Genomic DNA, 18,989 nt, shown 5'->3' with positions numbered 1-18,989 from the left:
GCGTCTTAGGGGCGCCAGTACTGTTTGGCGTATTCCGCAAATTCGGCCAGCTCTGCGGGGCTGGCCGACTGGCCGGTAAAGACCTCCAGATAAGCCCCCGTCATGCTGAGCCGCTGCTCGTACGGTTCATTAAGGCCCGCCATGTCGTAGCCCAGCTGCATGTAATAGAGCACTTTGGCCCGCGTTTCTGCATCGCGTTCAGGGTAATCATAGCGCCGAAACATCGAGGTCAACGCATCGATCCTGCGGGCATCCGACATGTCCAGAATATTGCGCACATGGCCGGATCTGCGCGCCCAGTCCCGTATCGCGAAATCAAGAGCCGTGTTGAACAACTGCGGGTTCGCCGTACAGCGAAACACATTCAGGACAGCGGCGGTAATGGTCTCTGCCGCAGCTTCAGCCTGCCCCATCAGGCCAACCGTATTGGTCTGTTCCCAATTGGTCAGCAGCGCGTCCAACAGATCTTGTCGTGACTTGAAATACCAATAGAACGAAGACCGAGAGACCCCCATGCGTTCCGCCAGCGCAAGCACCTTGACCTGCTCGACCCCGTCGGTAATCAGCACATCCATCGCCACATTCAGCCAATCTGCACGCGTGACCTTGACGTTGCCAACCAATGGGATGGCTTCGGGATCATCGCGGTGCAGGATCGGTTTTTCAGCCATGGCTGACCTCTGAATACTTGGATTGAAACCTCGGCGGGCGGGCCGTAGACGACACGAATGATCTGCCCGCACAACTTGCCGCTGTTTGTACAGGCTGTCCATCCGATCCTACAAGTGTTCTCACAATCGGGCGCTTGGGCGCTCGGCGATCCTATCGTACCACGCGCGGGTCGCAGTATTGCCTGCAGGGATACGCATCTTGATGACCCGGGCGAAGTCGACAAAAACAAAGGCGGCAATGTCGGCCAGGGTCAGATCGTCCAAAGCGACACAGACGCTTTGCTGCAAGCGCGCCTCCAGCAGATCGAAAAACCTCGCAGTTCGGGCAAGACCTCGTTCTGCCAACTCTGGAATCTGAGCATGATTTTCGGGGCCGGGAATGGCCCGGTGGGCAAAGGCCGGGTGGCTGTTTCGCAGCGCTTCGGCGATCGGCAGTCCGCCCTGCGCCTCTACTATCGCATGCCACATCAGGACTTGCCCTTTTTCCGCCGGAGTGCGCCCCATCAATGGCGGTTCCGGGTGGAGCGCCTCCAGATAGGCCGCAATCCCCAAGTTCTCAGTCAAGGTCAGCCCGTCATCCGTCACCAGAACCGGCAGCGTCGCCTGCGGATTGACCGCCCGAAACGCCTCAGACAATTGTTCGCCCTTTGCAATCGAAATGTCGCGCGTCTCGATCTCCAGCCCCTTTTCTGCGATGAACATCCGCGCTCGTCTGGGGTTGGGGGCGGTGCTGCAATCGTAAAATATCATAGTGCGGCCTCTCATCTGCGTTTCGGAACGTCTCAAGCAGCCTAGGTCGCCGGAAGGCCGCGGCGCCAGTCAAACCCGACGTCGCAATCGCAGCTGACACGCGCGGATCAGCTCACACGGCAATAGATGAAACACCGCCCCGGAACCGCCCCCGCTGGCAAAGGCTGTTCCACCAGCGCGTCGAAATACATCCGGTCTGAGGACACCATAAGGCCGCCCACCGCCAGAAGCGGCTCGACCAGAGGCGAGATCATCCTCGCGAAGGCGTCGTTCTTTTCGCGGTCATGCCCGCCCAAGTCGGCGTGGATCAGGCTGGCGCCTCCCGAAAACCGGTCTGCGGCTGCGGGCAGTGTTTCACGAACGTCACCAAGGATGGTCAGATGTTCCGCTGGCGTGCTGTCGGGATGCGAGGCGACGGCGCGCTCGAACACATAGACGTCACGATCACGAATGCGTTCGCGCATGTGGTGAAAGGTACGGCCATTGCCTAACCCCAGTTCAAACACCGGCTCTGTCCGGCCCGCGGTCTGCGCAATAGCCGCATCCAGACATGCCCGCTGCGACACCATCCGGTCGATAAACAGATCAAGCCGTGTGGTGGTATTCTGCGCGTTCATGACATTCTCCCTTAGATGACCGTGGCAGCACTAAGGCCGCAAGTTGCGACAGCTGTGACAGAGATTGTCGCGAATGTGTAGCATCCGAAAGCTATGCGTCTCTGCGCTTTTGCACGAACCTGGGCTGCTCGCGCGCACTCAATTTTTTGGCATCAATCTTTAGGGTATGGAAATGGGATTTGACTATTGCCCCAGTGGCGCGCGACAGTGGGCGAAAAAAACAGGGAATATGGAACCGCTATGCAAGCGCCGCAACGGCTTGGCGGCTTAGGCTAAATGACGCCTCTGCTGTCTGTCGAGAACCTCAGTATCGGATTTGGCCAGGGTGACCCGGTTGTGAGAGACGTGAATTTTTCCGTCTCCGCAGGCGAAACCGTTGCGCTTGTCGGAGAAAGCGGCTCGGGCAAAACCGTGACCTGTCGTGCTGTCCTGCGGATCCTGCCGAAGGCCGCGCAGATCAGGCAGGGCCGGATCTTGTGGCGTGGCGCCAACGGCGGTGGCGAACGGGATCTGCGCACGCTGGGCGAGCGGCAGATGCGAGACGTTCGCGGCAATGAAATCGCAATGATCTTTCAGGAGCCGATGCGCTCTCTTTCGCCACTGCACAGGATCGGCAATCAGGTTGCCGAAGTACTCTGGCTGCATGGTGGCAAGAGCGAAAGCGCCGCCAAGCGCGAGGTCTTGACCTGTTTTGAACGGGTGGGCTTCCCGGATCCGGAGCGCACCTATAAATCCTATCCTTTTGAGCTGTCCGGCGGGATGCGTCAGCGCGCGATGATTGCGATGGCGATGGTCGCCAAGCCTGATCTTTTGATCGCGGACGAACCGACGACGGCGCTGGACGTAACCACCCAGGCACAGGTACTGGGCCTAATGAAAGACCTCCAGCGCGATACCGGCATGGCGATGATCCTGGTGACCCACGATCTGGGTGTTGTCGCCAATATGGCAGAGCAGGTCGTCGTCATGCACAAAGGCCGCGTCATGGAATCCGGCAGTGCCGAAGCTGTCCTTGGCGCGCCCGCGCATCCCTACACTCAGGCTTTGTTCAGGGCGGCCCCGCAGATCCCCGAGACACCAGAACCCGTCTCCCCTGTGCCGCAGGACGATCTGATCCTTGAACTGCGCAACATTTCCAAGACATACGCGTTGCGGGCTGGCAAAGGCTGGTCTGCGCCCACCCTTATTCATGCCTGCAAAGAGCTGAATCTAGCGCTCCCGCGCGGCAAGACGCTGGCAATCGTCGGCGAAAGTGGTTCGGGAAAGACAACAGCCGCACGTATTGCGCTTGGCGCCGAAGCCCCCGACCCCGGCGGGGAAGTCTTGTTCAGACCCGCAGCAGATGCCGCACCGATTTCTGTTCATGACATGGACCGCAGCAGCCGGACGGCGTTTCAACGAGCCGCCCAGATGGTGTTTCAGGACCCCTATTCATCGCTGTCGCCGCGGATGCGTGTTCAGGATGCCATGACGGAACCTCTGGAGATCCACGGTTTGGGCAATCGCAGCAGCCGCCGGGATCGCGCCGAAGAGATGTTGCGGCTGGTGGGCCTGCAACCTGAAATGCTGCTTCGCTATCCACATGCGTTCTCGGGCGGTCAGCGCCAACGCCTGTCGATCGCCCGCGCGCTGATGCTCGATCCATCGCTGATCGTCTGCGATGAGCCGACATCGGCCCTGGACGTCTCGGTCCAGGAACAGATCCTGCGACTGCTGGAGGACATCCGCGATCAGCAGCAACTGTCCTATCTCTTTATCAGCCACGACCTGGCTGTGGTGGCACGCATCGCCGATGAGGTCGCTGTAATGCGCCGTGGTATGGTGGTAGAACAGGCGCCGCCTGAAACGCTGTTTTACAATCCTCAGCATCCATACACCAAGGCACTGATTGCTGCGCAGCCGGAACCGAGCATCAAGCGCCCGATCAATCTCAAATTGGTAGCACAGGGCGCCGGATCGCCCGACAGCTGGCCAGACCGTTTCAAATTCTCCGGCATCACGGCACCGCCTTTGGTACAAGTGGAGCCCGGACATAAGGTACGTTGTCATGTTTAATCTGCGCTCATCCCTGAAGACCCTCGCCACTGGCGCGGTTCTGGCCCATGCCCTCAGTCTGGCAATGGCCTCGACGGCCCTCGCCACGCCCGCACAACTGATCGAAAGCGGATTTTGGGAACAGGAGGTGCAATCCGGCGACCTGCCGCCCGTCGCCGAACGAGTGCCCGAGGTCCCGTTGATCGTCGATCTGGAAGCCAAGGGCCGTCAGTTCGGGGTCCAGGGCGGCACGCTCAACACCATGGTGACGCGGTCCAAGGACATCCGGCAGATGGTGGTGTATGGCTACGCCCGACTGGCGGGCTATGACGAAACCTATCAGCTACAGCCAGACATCCTGCTGGATTTCGAGGTTGAGGATAATCGCCGCTTCACCTTGAAACTGCGTCCGGGCCACCGCTGGTCAAATGGTGATCCCTTCACCTCTGCCGATTTTGAATACTGGTGGAAAGACGTCGCCAATAACCTGCTGCTCAACCCTACTGGCGCCCCGGATTATCTGCGGGTGGATGGGGCGCTGCCAACCGTCAGTTTTCCTGATGAAACAACCATCATCTACGAATGGGCTGCCCCCAATCCCAGTTTCCTGCACAGTCTTGCGCAGGCCAGCCCACCCTTCATCTATCGCCCATCGGCCTATCTGAAACAGTTTCATGCCGATTACGCCGACCCCGAAAAGCTCGCTGAGGAAGTGGACTATGCCCGGGTCAAGAGCTGGGCCGCCCTGCACAACAAGCTCGACAATATGTATAAGTTCGACAACCACGAATTGCCGACTTTGCAGCCTTGGATCAATGCAACCTCGGGCAAGAAGATCCGGCATCTCTTCGTGCGCAATCCTTATTACCATCGTGTCGACAGCAAGGGCGTGCAGCTGCCCTATATCGACACGGTCGAGATGGAAATCGTGGCAGGCGGCCTGGTCGCCGCCAAGACCAATGCTGGCGAAGCGGACCTGCAAGCCCGTGGACTTGGCTTTCGCGATATTCCGATCCTGCGCAAGGGAGAGAGCGATGGCGCCGCCTACAAGACCTATCTCTGGGGCAATGGAACTGCTTCTCAGATCGCCATCTATCCAAATCTCAACGTAAACGACGACCAATGGCGCCAGGTGCTGCGCGACACGCGTGTACGCCGGGCCCTCTCTGTCGCGATCAACCGGGCCGGCATCAACAAGGCGCTCTATTTCAAACTGGCAAAGCCGGGGGCGATGACGGTGCTTGAGGCCAGCCCCTTCTTTGATCCCGCCCTGCGCGAGGCCTGGGCTCAATATGACCCCGAGCTGGCAAACCAGCTTCTGGACCAAGCCGGGCTGAGCGAGCGTGACAGCTATGGCATCCGTAAACTGCCCGATGGCCGCCCCATGGAACTTGTCGTGGAGACCGCCGGCGAACGTCAGGAGGTAGAAAACGCGCTACAGATCATCTCCGATGACTGGCGCGATGTTGGCGTCAAACTGGTGATGCGGCCCCTTGATCGAGACATCCTGCGCAACCGGGTGTTTTCCGGCACCACAATGGCCTCGGTCTGGTATGGCTGGGACAACGGGCTGCCGCAAACCTATACCTCGCCTGCTTATCTGGCACCGACCGATCAGGTGTTTCTGTCCTGGCCGAAATGGGGCCAATACCATCAGACCGGAGGTGACGTTGGGGAGGCACCGGACCTCGAACCCGCCCAGCGACTGATGGAACTCTGGCACGCCTGGGAAGCCGCAACAACGGACGAAACCCGCACCAAGGTCTGGCAGGAAATGCTGAAGATCCACGCTGATGAAGTCTATGCAATCGGTCTGGTCGCTGCGGCCCCGCAACCTGTTGTTGTCAGCAATCGTCTGCGCAATGTGCCGACAAAAGGCACCTGGGCCTGGGATCCGGGCGCCCATTTTGGCATCTACCGCCCGGATGAGTTCTTCTTCGAAGACGGCAAAGGCTGAGGGACCACGACCAGATGGAGATCCTGCGCTACGCCATCTATCGCTTTGGAACCATGTTGCTGACGCTGCTTGTAGTATCAGTGCTGATCTTCGTCATCATCAACCTGCCCCCCGGTGACTACCTGTCCAACCAGATCGCGGAGCTGCGAGCCTCCGGCCAGTCGTCCGGCGTGGACAAGGCGGAATTCCTTCGCAAGGAATATGCGCTGGATCGCCCGCTGTGGCAGCAATACATGATCTGGATGGGGTTCATGCCGGGCCCGCATGGGTTCTCCGGGATGATACAGGGCAATTTTGGCTGGTCTTTCGAATTTGACCGCCCGGTTGCCGAGATCGTCGGTGAGAGCCTCTGGCTCACCGTTCTGGTCAATGTTGCAGCAGTGCTGTTTGTCTACCTCGTTGCACTTCCGCTGGGGGTCCTGGCGGCAGCGCGCTCTCGCACCTGGGTCGACTATACCTCTGCCTTCGTTGGATACCTCGGGCTCGCAACGCCGAACTTTCTGCTGGCGCTTATCCTGTTCTATTATGGGCATAAATATTTCGATCTGCCAATCGGTGGCCTGATGGATCCCGCCTATGAGGGAGAGCCGATGACATGGGAGAAGGTGAAATCCATTCTGATCCACCTGATTGTGCCAACCTTCGTGATCGGAACCTCCGGCGCCTCGGCCATGATGCAGCGGCTGCGGGCCAATATGCTGGATGAACTCGGCAAACCCTATGTGGAAACCGCCATAGCAAAGGGGATGGCACCGGCCCGGATGTTGGCAAAATATCCGCTGCGTGTGGCCTTCAACCCCTTTGTTGCGGACATTGGCAACCTGCTGCCAGCCATGATCTCCGGCTCGGTTCTGGTCTCCGTTGTTCTGGGCCTGCAGACCATTGGGCCTACCCTACTCACCGCACTCAAAACACAAGATATGTTCCTGAGCGGGTTCGTCTTGATGTTCGTCGCACTGCTCACCCTGATCGGGACCATGATTTCCGATGTCTTGCTGGTGATGCTCGATCCCCGCATCCGCTATGAGGAGCGCAAGCGATGAGCACCCAACCCGACAATCGCTACGTCGATACCACGCCCTATGATCCCAATACGGCCCTGCAAGAGCTGGAGCGCAAGGATCTCGACGCCCCCAATTGGGTGTTGATCTGGCGCAAGTTCAAAACGCACAAACTGGGCCTCACCTCGGGTATCTTCCTGCTGGTCTGCTACCTGCTTCTTCCTGTCATCGGCTTCATAGCACCCTACGGCCCGAATGAGCGCGACAGCGAGCATATCTACTCGCCGCCTCAATCCATAAACCTGTTCCATGAAGGCAAGCTGCGCGCGCCGTTTATCTATCCGATGACCTCGGAGGCGGATCTCGAAACCTTTCAATGGGTCTTCAAGCCAGATCTGGAAAACCCGCAACCGCTGCGATACTTCTGCGAGGGTGCAACCTACAAGATTGCCGGACTGTTCCCCTCCGACACCCATCTGTTCTGCCCCCCCGAAGGCGCAACTCTGTTTATCTGGGGATCCGACCGGCTGGGCAGGGATGTCTTCAGCCGTATTCTTTATGGCGCCCAGCTGTCACTCACCGTGGGTCTGATTGGCATCACCGTCTCCTTTGTGCTGGGGATATTCTTTGGCTCCCTCGCGGGATACTTCGGCGGCAAGCTGGACTGGATGATCAACCGGATGATCGAAATCCTGCGCTCGCTGCCTGAACTGCCGCTGTGGCTGGCGCTCTCCGCCGCTGTGCCATCCAACTGGTCGCCAGTCGCGGTGTTCTTTGTCATCTCAATCATTCTGGGCATTCTTGACTGGCCCGGACTGGCGCGCTCCGTCAGAGCGAAGTTCCTGTCCCTGCGCGAAGAAGAATACGTCCGCGCTGCAGAAATGATGGGAGCGTCCTCGGGGCGGGTGATACGCAAACACCTGCTGCCGAATTTCATGTCACATCTTATCGCCTCTGCTGCCCTGTCGATCCCGGCGATGATCCTTGGTGAAACGGCGCTCTCGTTCCTTGGCCTCGGTTTGCGCGCCCCGGCCGTTAGTTGGGGCGTCATGCTGAACGACGCGCAAAATCTTGCTTCGATCGAGATTTACCCATGGACCGCCATTCCCATGCTTCCGATCATCATTGTTGTGCTTGCATTCAATTTCCTCGGGGACGGATTGCGCGACAGCCTGGATCCCTACCAGCAATAGCCCCCCGGTGATCAACTGACCCGCGAAAGGAGAGCCCAATGCAGGCGCTGCCAGACCCTGAAACCTACTCCGTGATCGCAGGTGCTCGCTGGCCCAGCTGCTATGCTGTTTCGGAACTGGCCAACCGCTCGCTGGCTGCGGTCGGGGTCGCCCTAGCCGAACTGATGACCGCGATGAACCTCGACACCGAAGATCTGGCCGTTACCGTCGATCAGCGCCGGGCTGCGCTCTGGTTTCGCTACAGCTTCCGTCCCATGGGCTGGGAGATGCCCAATCTCTGGGACCCCTTGGCCGGCGATTATCGCACAGCCGACGGATGGATCCGGCTTCATACCAACCTTCCCCATCATCGCGACGCGGCGCTGACGACCCTCGGCTGCCAACCTACCCCGGAGGCGGTACGCGACGCTGTTGCTAGCAGATCCGCGGATACGTTGGAGCAGGCCATCGTTGGTGCGGGCGGTGTCGCGGCAGCGATGCGCAGCCATGCCGACTGGCAGGCCCATCAACAGGGGCAGGCAGTCGGTTCCGAGCCCTTGATCGCCTGGGGGCGGCCCCGTCACATCAACCTTCGGAAGCAACCATTGGCAACAGGGGCTCGGCCTTTGGCGGGACTGCGGGTGCTGGACCTCACGCGGGTGCTGGCAGGCCCCGTAGCGACCCGGACCTTGGCCGCCTTCGGCGCTACTGTCCTCAGGATTGATCCGCCGGGCTGGGACGAACCCGGCGTGCTTCAGGATATCTCGCTGGGCAAACATATGGCGTCATTGGATCTGCGCTCCGCCAGCGGGCGTGATCGCTTTGAAACTTTGTTAGCCGACGCCGATGTTCTGGTGCATGGCTTTCGTCCCGGCGCGCTGGACGGGCTGGGATATGATACCGCAAAGCTGCAGGAACTCGCGCCGAACCTCATTGATGTGCGCCTGAATGCCTATGGCTGGACCGGCCCGTGGGCGCAGCGCAGGGGATTTGACAGCCTTGTGCAGATGAGCAGCGGGATCGCCGAACGTGGGCGCCAATGGGTCGCCGGATTTCCATCGACATCTGACCCAGCGGCAAAACCGGTTCCGCTCCCTGTACAGGCACTGGACCACGCAACCGGTTATCTGATGGCCGCAGCAGTTCTACAGGCATTGAGCAAGGCAAGCAGAGGCGAGCCTGTTGCCGATGCGCGCCTGTCGCTGGCCCGCACCGCGCATGAGCTCACATCCCTAACCGACTGTCATGGCGATGACAGCGCACCCGGCCAGGAACTGGCGGGCGCAGTCGATCACGACTTCTCACCGGAAGTGGAGCAGACAAGCTGGGGACCCGGACAGCGGCTGCTGGCGCCGCTGGCGGTTGGTAAGACGCAGATGCAGTGGGTCCTGCCCGCGACGGCATCAGGAACAGCAGCGCCGGACTGGCCTCGCTGATCTCCTAGCGATCGTCACCGTCGCCATCGTTCACATCCATCAGATCCTCATCGATGGCCGCCTGAACAGCCCCGACAGCCAGATCGCGCTTCTCTTTGGGGGTTTGCTCGACCTGATCCCCAGCCAAACGCACGGTAACCTCGCGATGGGCAAATTTGATACCTTCGCGCGCAAAGAGATCGCGGATTTCCTGAAACACCTTCTTGCGCACCAGCCATTGGTCGCCGGGCTTGGTCATGAATTTGACCCGAATGATCATTGCAGAATCCTGCATCTCGATCACACCCTGCGACTTCAGCGGCTGTATGAAGGTGTCTCCGATCACCGGATCATCCAGCAGCTCTTGCCCCAGTTTCTTGATGAGTTTGCGCACCTTTTCCACATCGGTGTCATAGGTCACCCGTAGCGGCAGCTTCATCATGACCCAGTCGCGGGAATAGTTGGTCAGCACGCGGATCTCACCAAAGGGAATGGTGTGCAACGCTCCCAGGTGATGGCGCAACTGAAAGGATCGCACCGAAATACGTTCGACCGTGCCTTTGACATCGCCGATATCTATGTATTCGCCTTTGCGGAAGGCGTCGTCCACGAGGAAGAAGGCACCCGAAAAGATATCCCGGACCAGGGTCTGCGACCCAAAACCCACCGCCAGACCGACTACACCGGCACCGGCGAACAACGGGCTGACGTTGATCCCCAGTTCCAGCAGAACGATCAGGATGATGGAGACCACGACAACCGCCAAGATCGCGCCTCGGAACAGCGGCAACAGGGTTGCCAACCGGCTGGCACCGCCCGCGCCGCCCTCGTCCCCTAATTCGCCAACCGGCATGTCGCCAACCTCTTCGTCGATCTTGCTGTCGATCCAGATCCGGGCGATGTGGTAGACAATATAACCGATGAACAGGATCACGATTATATCGCTCATCCGGTCCAGACGGGAGTTTTCCATCCAGGCTGCTTCGGGGTTCCAGATCGTGACCATGGCGAGAAAGCCGACGGTAAAGGCCAGTATACCGGCGATGCGGCGCGCGAGATCTTCGAAAGTGGCTATCGGGTGCCGCTGCTGTTGCGGAAGCATCTCGGCATCGTCGTTGGTCTCTGCGTCACTGTCTTCGTCGCTTCCATCGGCAGCGTTGACCAGCACCCGACGCTGCGACCGATTGAAGAAGCGTTCGATCACATAGTTGATGAGGCCGTAGACAACCAGAATAGAGGTCAGCACCGAATAGCTGCCCGCCATGAGCGGCAGCGACATATCGCGCTCCAACACCAGATCGAAGGCGAGCTCCAGCCATCCAAATATGATGTAGACCACCAGAACAGGTGCCCAGGCAACAGACAGAAGCCGGACGAGCCAGGAGCAGGTTTCCGGGGCGCGGCCTGCACGTATGGCGTTGGAAATGGGTCGCGCATTGATCACAACCATCAAAAGATTGCCGAACGTGCCAACCAATGCCAACACGCCATAGACAAGCGCATATACATTGTAATTGAGCCCGAAATCGCCAACCCAAGTCGCAAAAAGCACCGAACAGATATCGTAGGTCGCCAGCCCGGAGGCCCAGAAATACAGACGCCGAGCGTCCCGGTCTGAGAACACGGGAATGCGGTATTGGCTGAGGTAAGGCGACAGCACCATGCGCCACAGGTCCGAAACTGTCCGCGACAAGAAAAACGCCGTGTAGATCGCGGTGACGGTGAATTTCACCGATGAATTGCCGGAAGTTCCGAAGATGAGATAGGACGTCAGCAACGCAAACGCCATGGCTACAATTGTACCGCCGACCCCCATAATGAAACGGAAGACCAGGAACGGCATTTTATCCTGATAGCCTTCGGGCTGTTCCTTGATCCGCGACACCACATGTTTCTTGGCTATACGCTTGCCGTAAATCTCGACTGAGACCCAGCGACCGATGAACAGCAGAAACAAGCTCCAGCCGAGCACCTTCACGTAGGTGATAATGCGGCCATCCGGGCTCGTCTGTCGCAGGATGTACTGCACCTCAAAGATCGAATAGGGCATCGCCTCCAGACGACTTTTCAGGGCATCCCCGAATTGCTCCACCTCCGATTGCGCTTTCATCAGCGCCGAGGCCCCTTCCATCTGATCCGTGGCGGGAACAGGTATCGTTCCACCCTGCGCATCCGAGGGCGAAACCAGCTGGCCGCGACCATCAACGATGATGACGCCGACGCCGCTCTCAGCTGCCTGCTCAATCGCCTTGGCTAGATCATCCCCACCCTGAGGTGACGTCGATTGCGCCCATGTTGCTGCCGGACCAAAGGCCGCCACAACCAGCGCCAGCGTCAAACAGACAAGATACTGCGATACCATTCGCCACATGAGAACAACCCGATTTTTTGGAACCATCCCTTCACCAAGGCCGCAAAACGGTGAAAATATCAAGTCTTTGCACCTTGGCACGGCGTTTCAGTGGTGAAAGTGCGGTTCGCAAGCGCTTGATTGCAACTTATACCTCTGCACGTTATAGAAAATTCAGCGTACCACACAGAGCGCAGGAGGGAAGACCACGCCGACGGGCGCAGGATTCTCCCTTCGACGTTCTGGATCTGACGCAACGATGATCTGTGCCTTGGCCCGTAGCGTGTCAGGCTGAGCAACCTGAGGCGATACTATGCTGAGGCGGACCCTGGCCGAGCTGTTACGCACAGCCGCTGATGCGGAGGATGGGCACCCGTGTCCAGAACATCTCTGCACGTCCTCCCGACTTGGGTTGCCCGGTGTTTCATCTCTCCTATCCTTGTACCAGACGCAGGCCCAGCGATGACAGTCAACGCACCCTCCAGCACCCCTCGCGGCCCCCGTGTCATGCTCTACAGCCACGATACCTTCGGGCTGGGTCATCTGCGACGGTCGAGGGCCCTGGCCGGTGCGATTACCGATGCGGACCCGTCGGCCTCGGCCCTGATCCTGACCGGCTCTCCCGTGGCCGGGCGTTTCGCCTTTCCCTCACGCGTCGACCATGTGCGGCTACCCGGTGTAATCAAGCGGTCGGACGGCTCCTATGCGTCACGGACAATGGGAATGTCGATTGAAGAGACCACCACGCTGCGGGCAGGTCTTATCCGATCTACTGCGATGGAATACGCCCCAGATGTGCTGATCGTCGACAAGGAACCAACCGGGTTTCGCGGCGAATTGCTGCCCACCCTGGAAGAGCTGCAGCGCAAGGGCAAAACACGCCTGATCCTCGGGTTGCGCGATGTTCTGGATGAGCCGGAGGTGCTGGCCACCGAGTGGGCCCGCAAGGATGCCGTTGCCGCCACTGAACAATTCTATGACGAGATCTGGGTCTATGGCATCCGCTCCGTCTATGATCCCACCGCCGGGCTTCCCCTCAGCGCGGACGCACAGGCGCGGATGCATTGGACCGGGTATCTGCGCCGCGATCTTGGCGAGCTGGGAACCCCTCCAGAACAGCCATATGTCCTGATCACCCCCGGCGGCGGCGGCGATGGCGCGATGATGGTCGACCTTGTCCTGACCGCCTATGAACGCGACCCGAACCTGGCACCCCGGGCCATGCTGGTCTACGGCCCCTTCCTGTCGGGCGAAACCCGAACCGAGTTCGAGACCCGTGTTGCCGCTCTGAACGGCCGCGTCACAGCAGTGGGGTTCGAATCCGAGATCGAAACCCTCTTCGCCGGGGCGCAGGGCGTTGTCTGCATGGGCGGCTACAACACGTTCTGCGAGGTTTTGTCCTTTGACAAACCCGCCGTCATTGTACCGCGCACCACCCCGAGGCTTGAGCAGTGGATCCGCGCCAGCCGCGCCGAAGAACTTGGGCTGACGGCCATGCTGGATGAGAGTCGAGACGGCTGGACACCAGAGGCGATGATCCGTGCGATCCGTGCGCTCGCCGACCAACCACCGCCCTCGGCGGCGATCCCCGACGGGTTGTTGGACGGTCTCGACTATGTAACCGACCGGGTCGATGCACTTCTGCATAAGACCAGCGGGAAGGCCGCCGAATGAACTCTCGCAAGACCACGCCGTCGCGCCCGCCTCTTGCCGTGATCGTCAAAGGTTGGCCGCGCCTGTCCGAAACGTTCATCGCGCAGGAACTGGTCGCGCTGGAGGCCGCAGGCCATAGTTTTGAAATCTGGTCCCTTCGTCATCCCACGGATATCAAACGTCACCCCTTACATGAGAAGCTGAGCGCCGCGGTCCACTACCTGCCGGAGTATCTTTATCAGGAACCTGATCGTGTCTGGAGCGCGCGGCAACAGGCACAGGCCATGCCCGGCTATCAGACCGCCTATCGGATCTGGCGGCAGGACCTGCGCCGCGATCCCTCCCGCAACCGGATCCGCCGATTTGGCCAGGCTTGCGTCCTGGCTGCGGAAATGCCGGAGCAGGTCCTCGGGCTTTATGCTCATTTCCTGCACACGCCGTCTTCAGTGGCGCGCTATGCCGCCATCATGCGCGGTCTGCCCTGGAGTTTTTCCGCCCATGCCAAGGACATCTGGACATCCCCCGAGTGGGAACTGAAAGAAAAGCTTGCCGCCGCGACACATGGCGCTGCCTTTGGTGCCACTTGCACCGGGTTTGGGGCGAAACACCTGCAAGCGCTTTCGGACAGAACTGACCGGGTTGACCTGATCTATCACGGTCTGGATCTCTCGCGTTTCCCCTCTCCGCCCCAGCGCAGATGGCGTGCTCCGGGCGACCCGCTGCATCTGATGTCGGTCGGCCGATTGGTCGAGAAGAAGGGCTTTGACCGGTTGATCGCCGCGCTCGCCCTCCTGCCCAGTTCGCTTGACTGGCACTGGACCCACATCGGCGGCGGCGACCTGAAAGACCTGCTACGAGGCATGGCAGAGGATCTAGGCGTGGTCGATCGGATCACCTGGCGCGGCGCCTGCGATCAGCCCGAGGTTATCTCGGCCATGCGCGCATGTGACATATTCGTCCTGCCCAGCCGCATCGCCAGCGATGGTGATCGGGACGGGCTACCTAACGTGCTGATGGAAGCCGCGTCGCAGCGCCTGCCGATCCTGTCCACCGCGGTCTCTGCGATCCCGGAGTTCATCGAAAATGGCACCCACGGCGTGCTCAGCCAAGATACCCCCGAAGCCTTGGCAGAGGCCATCCTGACCCTGAGCCGGAATCCCGAGCAAGCCGCCCGAATGGCAGAAGCGGCACTCGTTCGACTGCGTCATGATTTTGGCATGGACCCCGGCATCGCCCGGCTGTCGGAGCGGCTGAAGACGATGATACGCGAGACATGAGCCGGGGCCACAAGATTGCCTTTTATGCGCCGATGAAGTCACCGCGCCACCCGGTGCCTTCAGGTGATCGAGAGATGGCCCGCAATCTGATGGGATTACTCGCCGGGACTGGGGCAACCGTCACGCTGGCCAGCGAGCTTCGGGTGTATGACAGATCCGGTGACACCGAACACCAAGCCACACTGCGCGGCAAGGCAGCACATGAGATCGACCGCATCTGTACCGAGATTCGCGCCACTCCCGAGGCCGACCAGCCTGCGCTCTGGCTTACCTACCACAACTATTACAAGGCCCCCGATCTGATCGGCCCTGCCGTCGCGGAGCGTCTCGGCATCCCCTATGTTCAGGTAGAATCGACACGCGCCAACAAAAGGCTCAAAGGTCCATGGTCGGATTTCGCCAGGGCAGCCCATGAGGCGGCCGATGCGGCTGCGGTCATCTTCTATCTGACCGAACAGGACCACGAGACCTTGCTGCGCGACAGATACGCGGACCAGAGGCTGGTCCACCTGCCCCCGTTCTTGACAGCGAAGACGCTGCCAACCGCCAGCGATCACTCCGGCCCGCTGTTGAGCGTCGGTATGATGCGACCGGGCGACAAGCTCGCCTCCTATCGTCTGCTCGCGGATGCGCTGGCCAGGATATCCCAGCCCTGGCGCTTGAACATCGTTGGCGACGGCCCGGCACGCCCCGAGGTCGAAACCCTGATGCGCCCCTTCGGCGAGCATGTCCGATTTTTTGGTGAGTTGAACCGGGAGGCATTGGAGGCGCTCTATCAACAGGCCTCCCTTTTTCTCTGGCCCGGTGTCAACGAAGCGTTTGGAATGGTCTATCTTGAAGCCCAGGCCCATGGGGTGCCTGTCGTGGCGCAGGATCGCCCTGGCCTGTGCGATGTCGTCACCCAATGGGAGGAACCAGACCTTAATCCAACGACAGACAGCGGCGCTGCGGGCTACGCCCGGGCGCTCGAACGGGCGCTGGATGATGGAGCCTTGCGGAACCGGCAAGCCAAACGCGCCCGCGACCGGATTGCCACGCGACACCTCGCACCGGTGGCGGCACAAAAATTGTGGGCCACGCTCTCACCCTTGCTGGAGATTTCATCATGATCAGGCTTGCCCTCCTGCGCCACGGCCACACCGACTGGAACCGTGCCGGCCGAATTCAAGGTCGCAGCGATATCCCGTTGGACGACACGGCACGTGCCGAACTCGCCGTGCAGGCCCTGCCTGCCCCTTGGGATCAAGCTTCGCTTTGGTCGAGCCCGTTGAAACGCGCGGCCGAGACCGCCAAGCTGGTTGCAGACCGTACCCCCCAGACCAGCCCGGCGCTCATCGAAATGAACTGGGGAGACTGGGAAGGCCGGCACGGCAAGGATCTAAGAGCCGACCCGACCAGCGGATTTCGCGACATCGAGGAGTGGGGCTGGGACTACCGCCCGCCCGGCGGCGAAACCCCACAGGAGGTCTGGGAGAGGATCGTGCCATGGCTCGCCCAGTTGACAGAGGACACCGTGGCCGTGTGCCATATCGGGATCATGCGGATGATCCTGGCGCGGGCATATGGCTGGAACTTTGACTCGCCAGCCCCGTTTCAGATCAAGCGCAACCGGTTGTTCGTGGTGGAGCGACACGCTGACGTCAGGCTCACACCCGTCGCTGAACCAGTGCGTCTCAGCAAACGTGACATGTGATGAAAGTCCTCATCGCCGTCACGCATCTGTTGGGCACTGGGCATCTGTCACGCGCCCTGACACTGGGCCGGGCGTTCAGCGCTGCCAGACACCAGCCCTATGTCGTCTCCGGCGGCGGGTCGGCGCGTCAGCTTGATCATAGCGGTGTTGATCTCGTGCAGCTGCCTCCTTTGCGATCAGACGGCGTCAGTTTCTCGCGCCTGCTGACACCAACCGGTGAAGTGACCGACGATGCCTATTTCGACAGCCGGATCGAAATGCTGTGCGACACGGTTCAACGGATCCAGCCGGATATTGTCATCACTGAGTTGTTCCCCTTTGGACGGCGCAGCTTGCGGCAGGAATTTCTGGCACTGCTCGATGCGGCTCACGACCTGCCGAAACGACCTGTCGTGTTGGCATCCGTGCGCGATATCCTGGCACCACCCTCGAAACCCAAGAAGGCCGATGACGCCGCGGCCATTCTGACAACACGCTATGATGGTGTGCTGGTTCATTCAGATCCCCAGGCCACGCAGTTAGAGGCCTCATGGCCTGTCACACCGGCGATCTCGTCAATGCTGCACTATACCGGATATGTCGCACCGCCCCCGCCAGCACCGCACCCAGAAGGAACCGGCAAAGGCGAGATCCTTGTCAGCGCCGGTGGCGGCGCCGTCGGTGAAACGCTTTACCGGATCGCGCTCAAAGCCGCCGCGCTGCGTCCCGCTCTACGCTGGCGGATTCTGGTGGGCGGCCCGTCCGCAGCGGAGCAAATCGCCCAGCTGGTGGCGGAGCACGGCGAAACACTCGCACATCTGGAGCCCGCACGGCCAGATTTCAGGCAGATGCTAAAAGGCGCAGCCGCTTCGGTCAGCATGTGTGGCTACAATACTGCGCTCGATCTGTTGCAAACAGGGGTGCCCGCAGTGATCGTTCCCTTCGATGCGGGCAATGAGGTCGAACAGACCCTGCGCGCCAGCAGTCTCACGCAGCTGGATGGCATCGCGGCGATACCCTCGGCCGATCTGACGCCGGAGGCGCTTTGCAGGGCCGTTGACGCGGTTATGGCGGCACCCGCACGGCCAACAGATGGCTTCCGGTTTGACGGCGCCTCCCGAACGGTAGAGATTGCCCGCGAAATGGCAAAGGAGCGTTCATGACACCCGATTGGACCAATTTGGACCGGGAGCTTGCCAGGTGGCAGGAGGATGGGCTGATCCTGCCGCTGTGGTGGCGCGATGACGACGCGATTGCGGCGACACCACAGCTCGACCGGCTAATCGAACAATCGCAGCAACTGGCGCTACCTGCCCATCTCGCGGTTGTGGGACGTGACGCAACCTCCTCCCTTGCCAATCGGCTGGCTCAGGTCGACACGCTGGTGCCGGTGGTTCATGGCTGGGCGCATCAGAACCATGCCCCGCATGGTGAAAAGAAGGCCGAGTTCGGCACCCATCGACCGATAGATGACGTGCTGGAGGATGCAGAGAACGCCCTGACCCGTCTGCGTGAGCTTTTTGGCGATCGGCTAAGACCGATGTTCGTCCCTCCCTGGAACCGGATCGACGCCGAAGTTGAACCCTGGCTGGCCGGTCTCGGCTATAGCGCGCTATCGACCTTTGCTCCTCGGCGACGGGCCAAGGCAGCCCCGGGTCTATGGCAGATCAATACGCATCTGGACCCGATCGACTGGAAGGGCACGCGCTCACTCGTACCGCCAGCGTTGCTTCTTTCACAGCTGGTCACGCAGCTCGCAGCGCGCCGCAAGGGGCAGGCAGATGTCGCCGAACCCTATGGCATCCTGACCCATCATCTGGTGCAGGACGATGTGACATGGACGTTCTGCAACGATGTGATACGCCGCCTGCTGGACGGCCCGGGGCGTGCTTGGGTTTTTGATGAAAGGATTAACTGAATGAGCCGCTTGGATTCCATGCTGCGTCGGCTGACCGCGCAGCGAGATGGGCTCAACTGGGCCGCAGACCAAATTCGTGGCCTGAGCGGTGATGTTCTTGATATCGGGCTGGGCAACGGCCGCACCTATGACCACCTGCGCGAAACATTGCCTGACCGCAGGGTGCGGGTCATCGACCGGGTGCTGCAGTGCCATCCCTCCTGCGTGCCGCCAGAAGCAGACTTCCTCCAAGGGGAGGCGCGCCCGATGCTGGACCAGCTGGCCGGCGAGAACAGCCCAATAGCGCTGGCCCATTATGATCTGGGTTTCGGCGTCCCGGAGCGGGACATCGCCGAGGCTGCGGCTCTGTCACCGGCCATTGCGGCAGTGATGACGCCGGGCGGGGTCATCGTTTCAGGTCAGCCGCTGGTCGGATTTGAAGAGTTGCAAGGCCCGGCGGATATTCCACCGGGGCGCTACCTGTTCTATCGCGCCTGACTGGCGCAGCCCTGCCGCGCAGGCA

At 60.5% G+C, this 18,989-nt stretch carries 16 protein-coding genes; 12 read left to right on the top strand and 4 right to left on the bottom strand.

The window, feature by feature from the left end; translation table 11 throughout:
- Window positions 1-5: 5 nt before the first annotated feature.
- From VWZ87_RS17780 to VWZ87_RS17770, 3 genes are all read right to left on the bottom strand, one after another.
- Window positions 6-671 (bottom strand): TetR/AcrR family transcriptional regulator, encoded by a 666-nt coding sequence (locus tag VWZ87_RS17780; protein ID WP_340544397.1) that lies wholly within the window; start codon window positions 669-671, stop codon window positions 6-8.
- Between the two features lie 120 nt (window positions 672-791).
- Entirely contained in the window at window positions 792-1,421 is a 630-nt protein-coding gene (locus tag VWZ87_RS17775; protein ID WP_416536503.1) for a glutathione S-transferase family protein, read from the bottom strand.
- A 107-nt stretch (window positions 1,422-1,528) separates the two neighbouring features.
- On the bottom strand, window positions 1,529-2,038 hold the full coding sequence (locus tag VWZ87_RS17770; protein ID WP_340544395.1) for a class I SAM-dependent methyltransferase: 510 nt from the start codon (window positions 2,036-2,038) through the stop codon (window positions 1,529-1,531).
- Window positions 2,039-2,314: 276 nt separating this feature from the next.
- Between VWZ87_RS17770 and VWZ87_RS17765 the strand changes: the two genes are divergently transcribed.
- From VWZ87_RS17765 to VWZ87_RS17745, 5 genes are read left to right on the top strand one after another with little or no spacing between them, the layout of a single operon-like run.
- Window positions 2,315-4,093 carry an ABC transporter ATP-binding protein gene (locus tag VWZ87_RS17765; RefSeq protein WP_340544393.1) on the top strand — a complete coding sequence of 593 codons (1,779 nt, stop codon included), beginning with the start codon at window positions 2,315-2,317 and terminating at the stop codon, window positions 4,091-4,093.
- Window positions 4,086-6,029 (top strand): ABC transporter substrate-binding protein, encoded by a 1,944-nt coding sequence (locus VWZ87_RS17760; protein ID WP_416536502.1) that lies wholly within the window; start codon window positions 4,086-4,088, stop codon window positions 6,027-6,029. The genes VWZ87_RS17765 and VWZ87_RS17760 overlap by 8 nt, the downstream gene beginning before the upstream one ends.
- Window positions 6,030-6,043: 14 nt before the next feature.
- Window positions 6,044-7,072, top strand: coding sequence for an ABC transporter permease (locus tag VWZ87_RS17755; RefSeq protein ID WP_416536501.1), 1,029 nt, complete (start codon window positions 6,044-6,046; stop codon window positions 7,070-7,072).
- Entirely contained in the window at window positions 7,069-8,223 is a 1,155-nt protein-coding gene (locus VWZ87_RS17750) for an ABC transporter permease (protein ID WP_416536500.1), read from the top strand. The genes VWZ87_RS17755 and VWZ87_RS17750 overlap by 4 nt, the downstream gene beginning before the upstream one ends.
- A 38-nt stretch (window positions 8,224-8,261) precedes the next feature.
- Window positions 8,262-9,638 (top strand): CoA transferase, encoded by a 1,377-nt coding sequence (locus tag VWZ87_RS17745; RefSeq protein WP_416536499.1) that lies wholly within the window; start codon window positions 8,262-8,264, stop codon window positions 9,636-9,638.
- Window positions 9,639-9,642: 4 nt separating this feature from the next.
- Here the strand turns inward: VWZ87_RS17745 and VWZ87_RS17740 are convergent, their stop codons facing one another.
- Complete coding sequence (locus tag VWZ87_RS17740; RefSeq protein WP_416536498.1) at window positions 9,643-11,988, bottom strand: mechanosensitive ion channel domain-containing protein; 2,346 nt, start codon at window positions 11,986-11,988, stop codon at window positions 9,643-9,645.
- A 441-nt stretch (window positions 11,989-12,429) separates the two neighbouring features.
- Between VWZ87_RS17740 and VWZ87_RS17735 the strand changes: the two genes are divergently transcribed.
- From VWZ87_RS17735 to VWZ87_RS17705, 7 genes are read left to right on the top strand one after another with little or no spacing between them, the layout of a single operon-like run.
- Window positions 12,430-13,641, top strand: coding sequence for a glycosyltransferase family protein (locus tag VWZ87_RS17735; protein WP_416536497.1), 1,212 nt, complete (start codon window positions 12,430-12,432; stop codon window positions 13,639-13,641).
- Entirely contained in the window at window positions 13,638-14,897 is a 1,260-nt protein-coding gene (locus VWZ87_RS17730) for a glycosyltransferase family 4 protein (RefSeq protein WP_416536496.1), read from the top strand. Before VWZ87_RS17735 ends, VWZ87_RS17730 begins: the two co-directional genes overlap by 4 nt.
- Window positions 14,894-16,006 carry a glycosyltransferase family 4 protein gene (locus VWZ87_RS17725; protein ID WP_416536495.1) on the top strand — a complete coding sequence of 371 codons (1,113 nt, stop codon included), beginning with the start codon at window positions 14,894-14,896 and terminating at the stop codon, window positions 16,004-16,006. Before VWZ87_RS17730 ends, VWZ87_RS17725 begins: the two co-directional genes overlap by 4 nt.
- A complete protein-coding gene (locus tag VWZ87_RS17720; RefSeq protein ID WP_416536494.1) occupies window positions 16,003-16,590 on the top strand; it encodes a histidine phosphatase family protein in 588 nt (195 codons plus the stop codon). Before VWZ87_RS17725 ends, VWZ87_RS17720 begins: the two co-directional genes overlap by 4 nt.
- Entirely contained in the window at window positions 16,590-17,732 is a 1,143-nt protein-coding gene (locus VWZ87_RS17715) for a glycosyltransferase family protein (RefSeq protein WP_416536493.1), read from the top strand. Before VWZ87_RS17720 ends, VWZ87_RS17715 begins: the two co-directional genes overlap by 1 nt.
- On the top strand, window positions 17,729-18,487 hold the full coding sequence (locus VWZ87_RS17710; RefSeq protein ID WP_416536492.1) for a polysaccharide deacetylase family protein: 759 nt from the start codon (window positions 17,729-17,731) through the stop codon (window positions 18,485-18,487). The genes VWZ87_RS17715 and VWZ87_RS17710 overlap by 4 nt, the downstream gene beginning before the upstream one ends.
- Window positions 18,488-18,964, top strand: coding sequence for a class I SAM-dependent methyltransferase (locus VWZ87_RS17705; protein WP_416536491.1), 477 nt, complete (start codon window positions 18,488-18,490; stop codon window positions 18,962-18,964).
- The last annotated feature ends 25 nt before the right edge of the window (window positions 18,965-18,989 follow it).

It is taken from the genome of Phaeobacter sp. JH20_37, assembly GCF_048056015.1.
GTDB classification, from domain to species: domain Bacteria; phylum Pseudomonadota; class Alphaproteobacteria; order Rhodobacterales; family Rhodobacteraceae; genus Phaeobacter; species Phaeobacter bryozoorum.
This window is presented reverse-complemented; position numbering and strand designations above follow the sequence as displayed.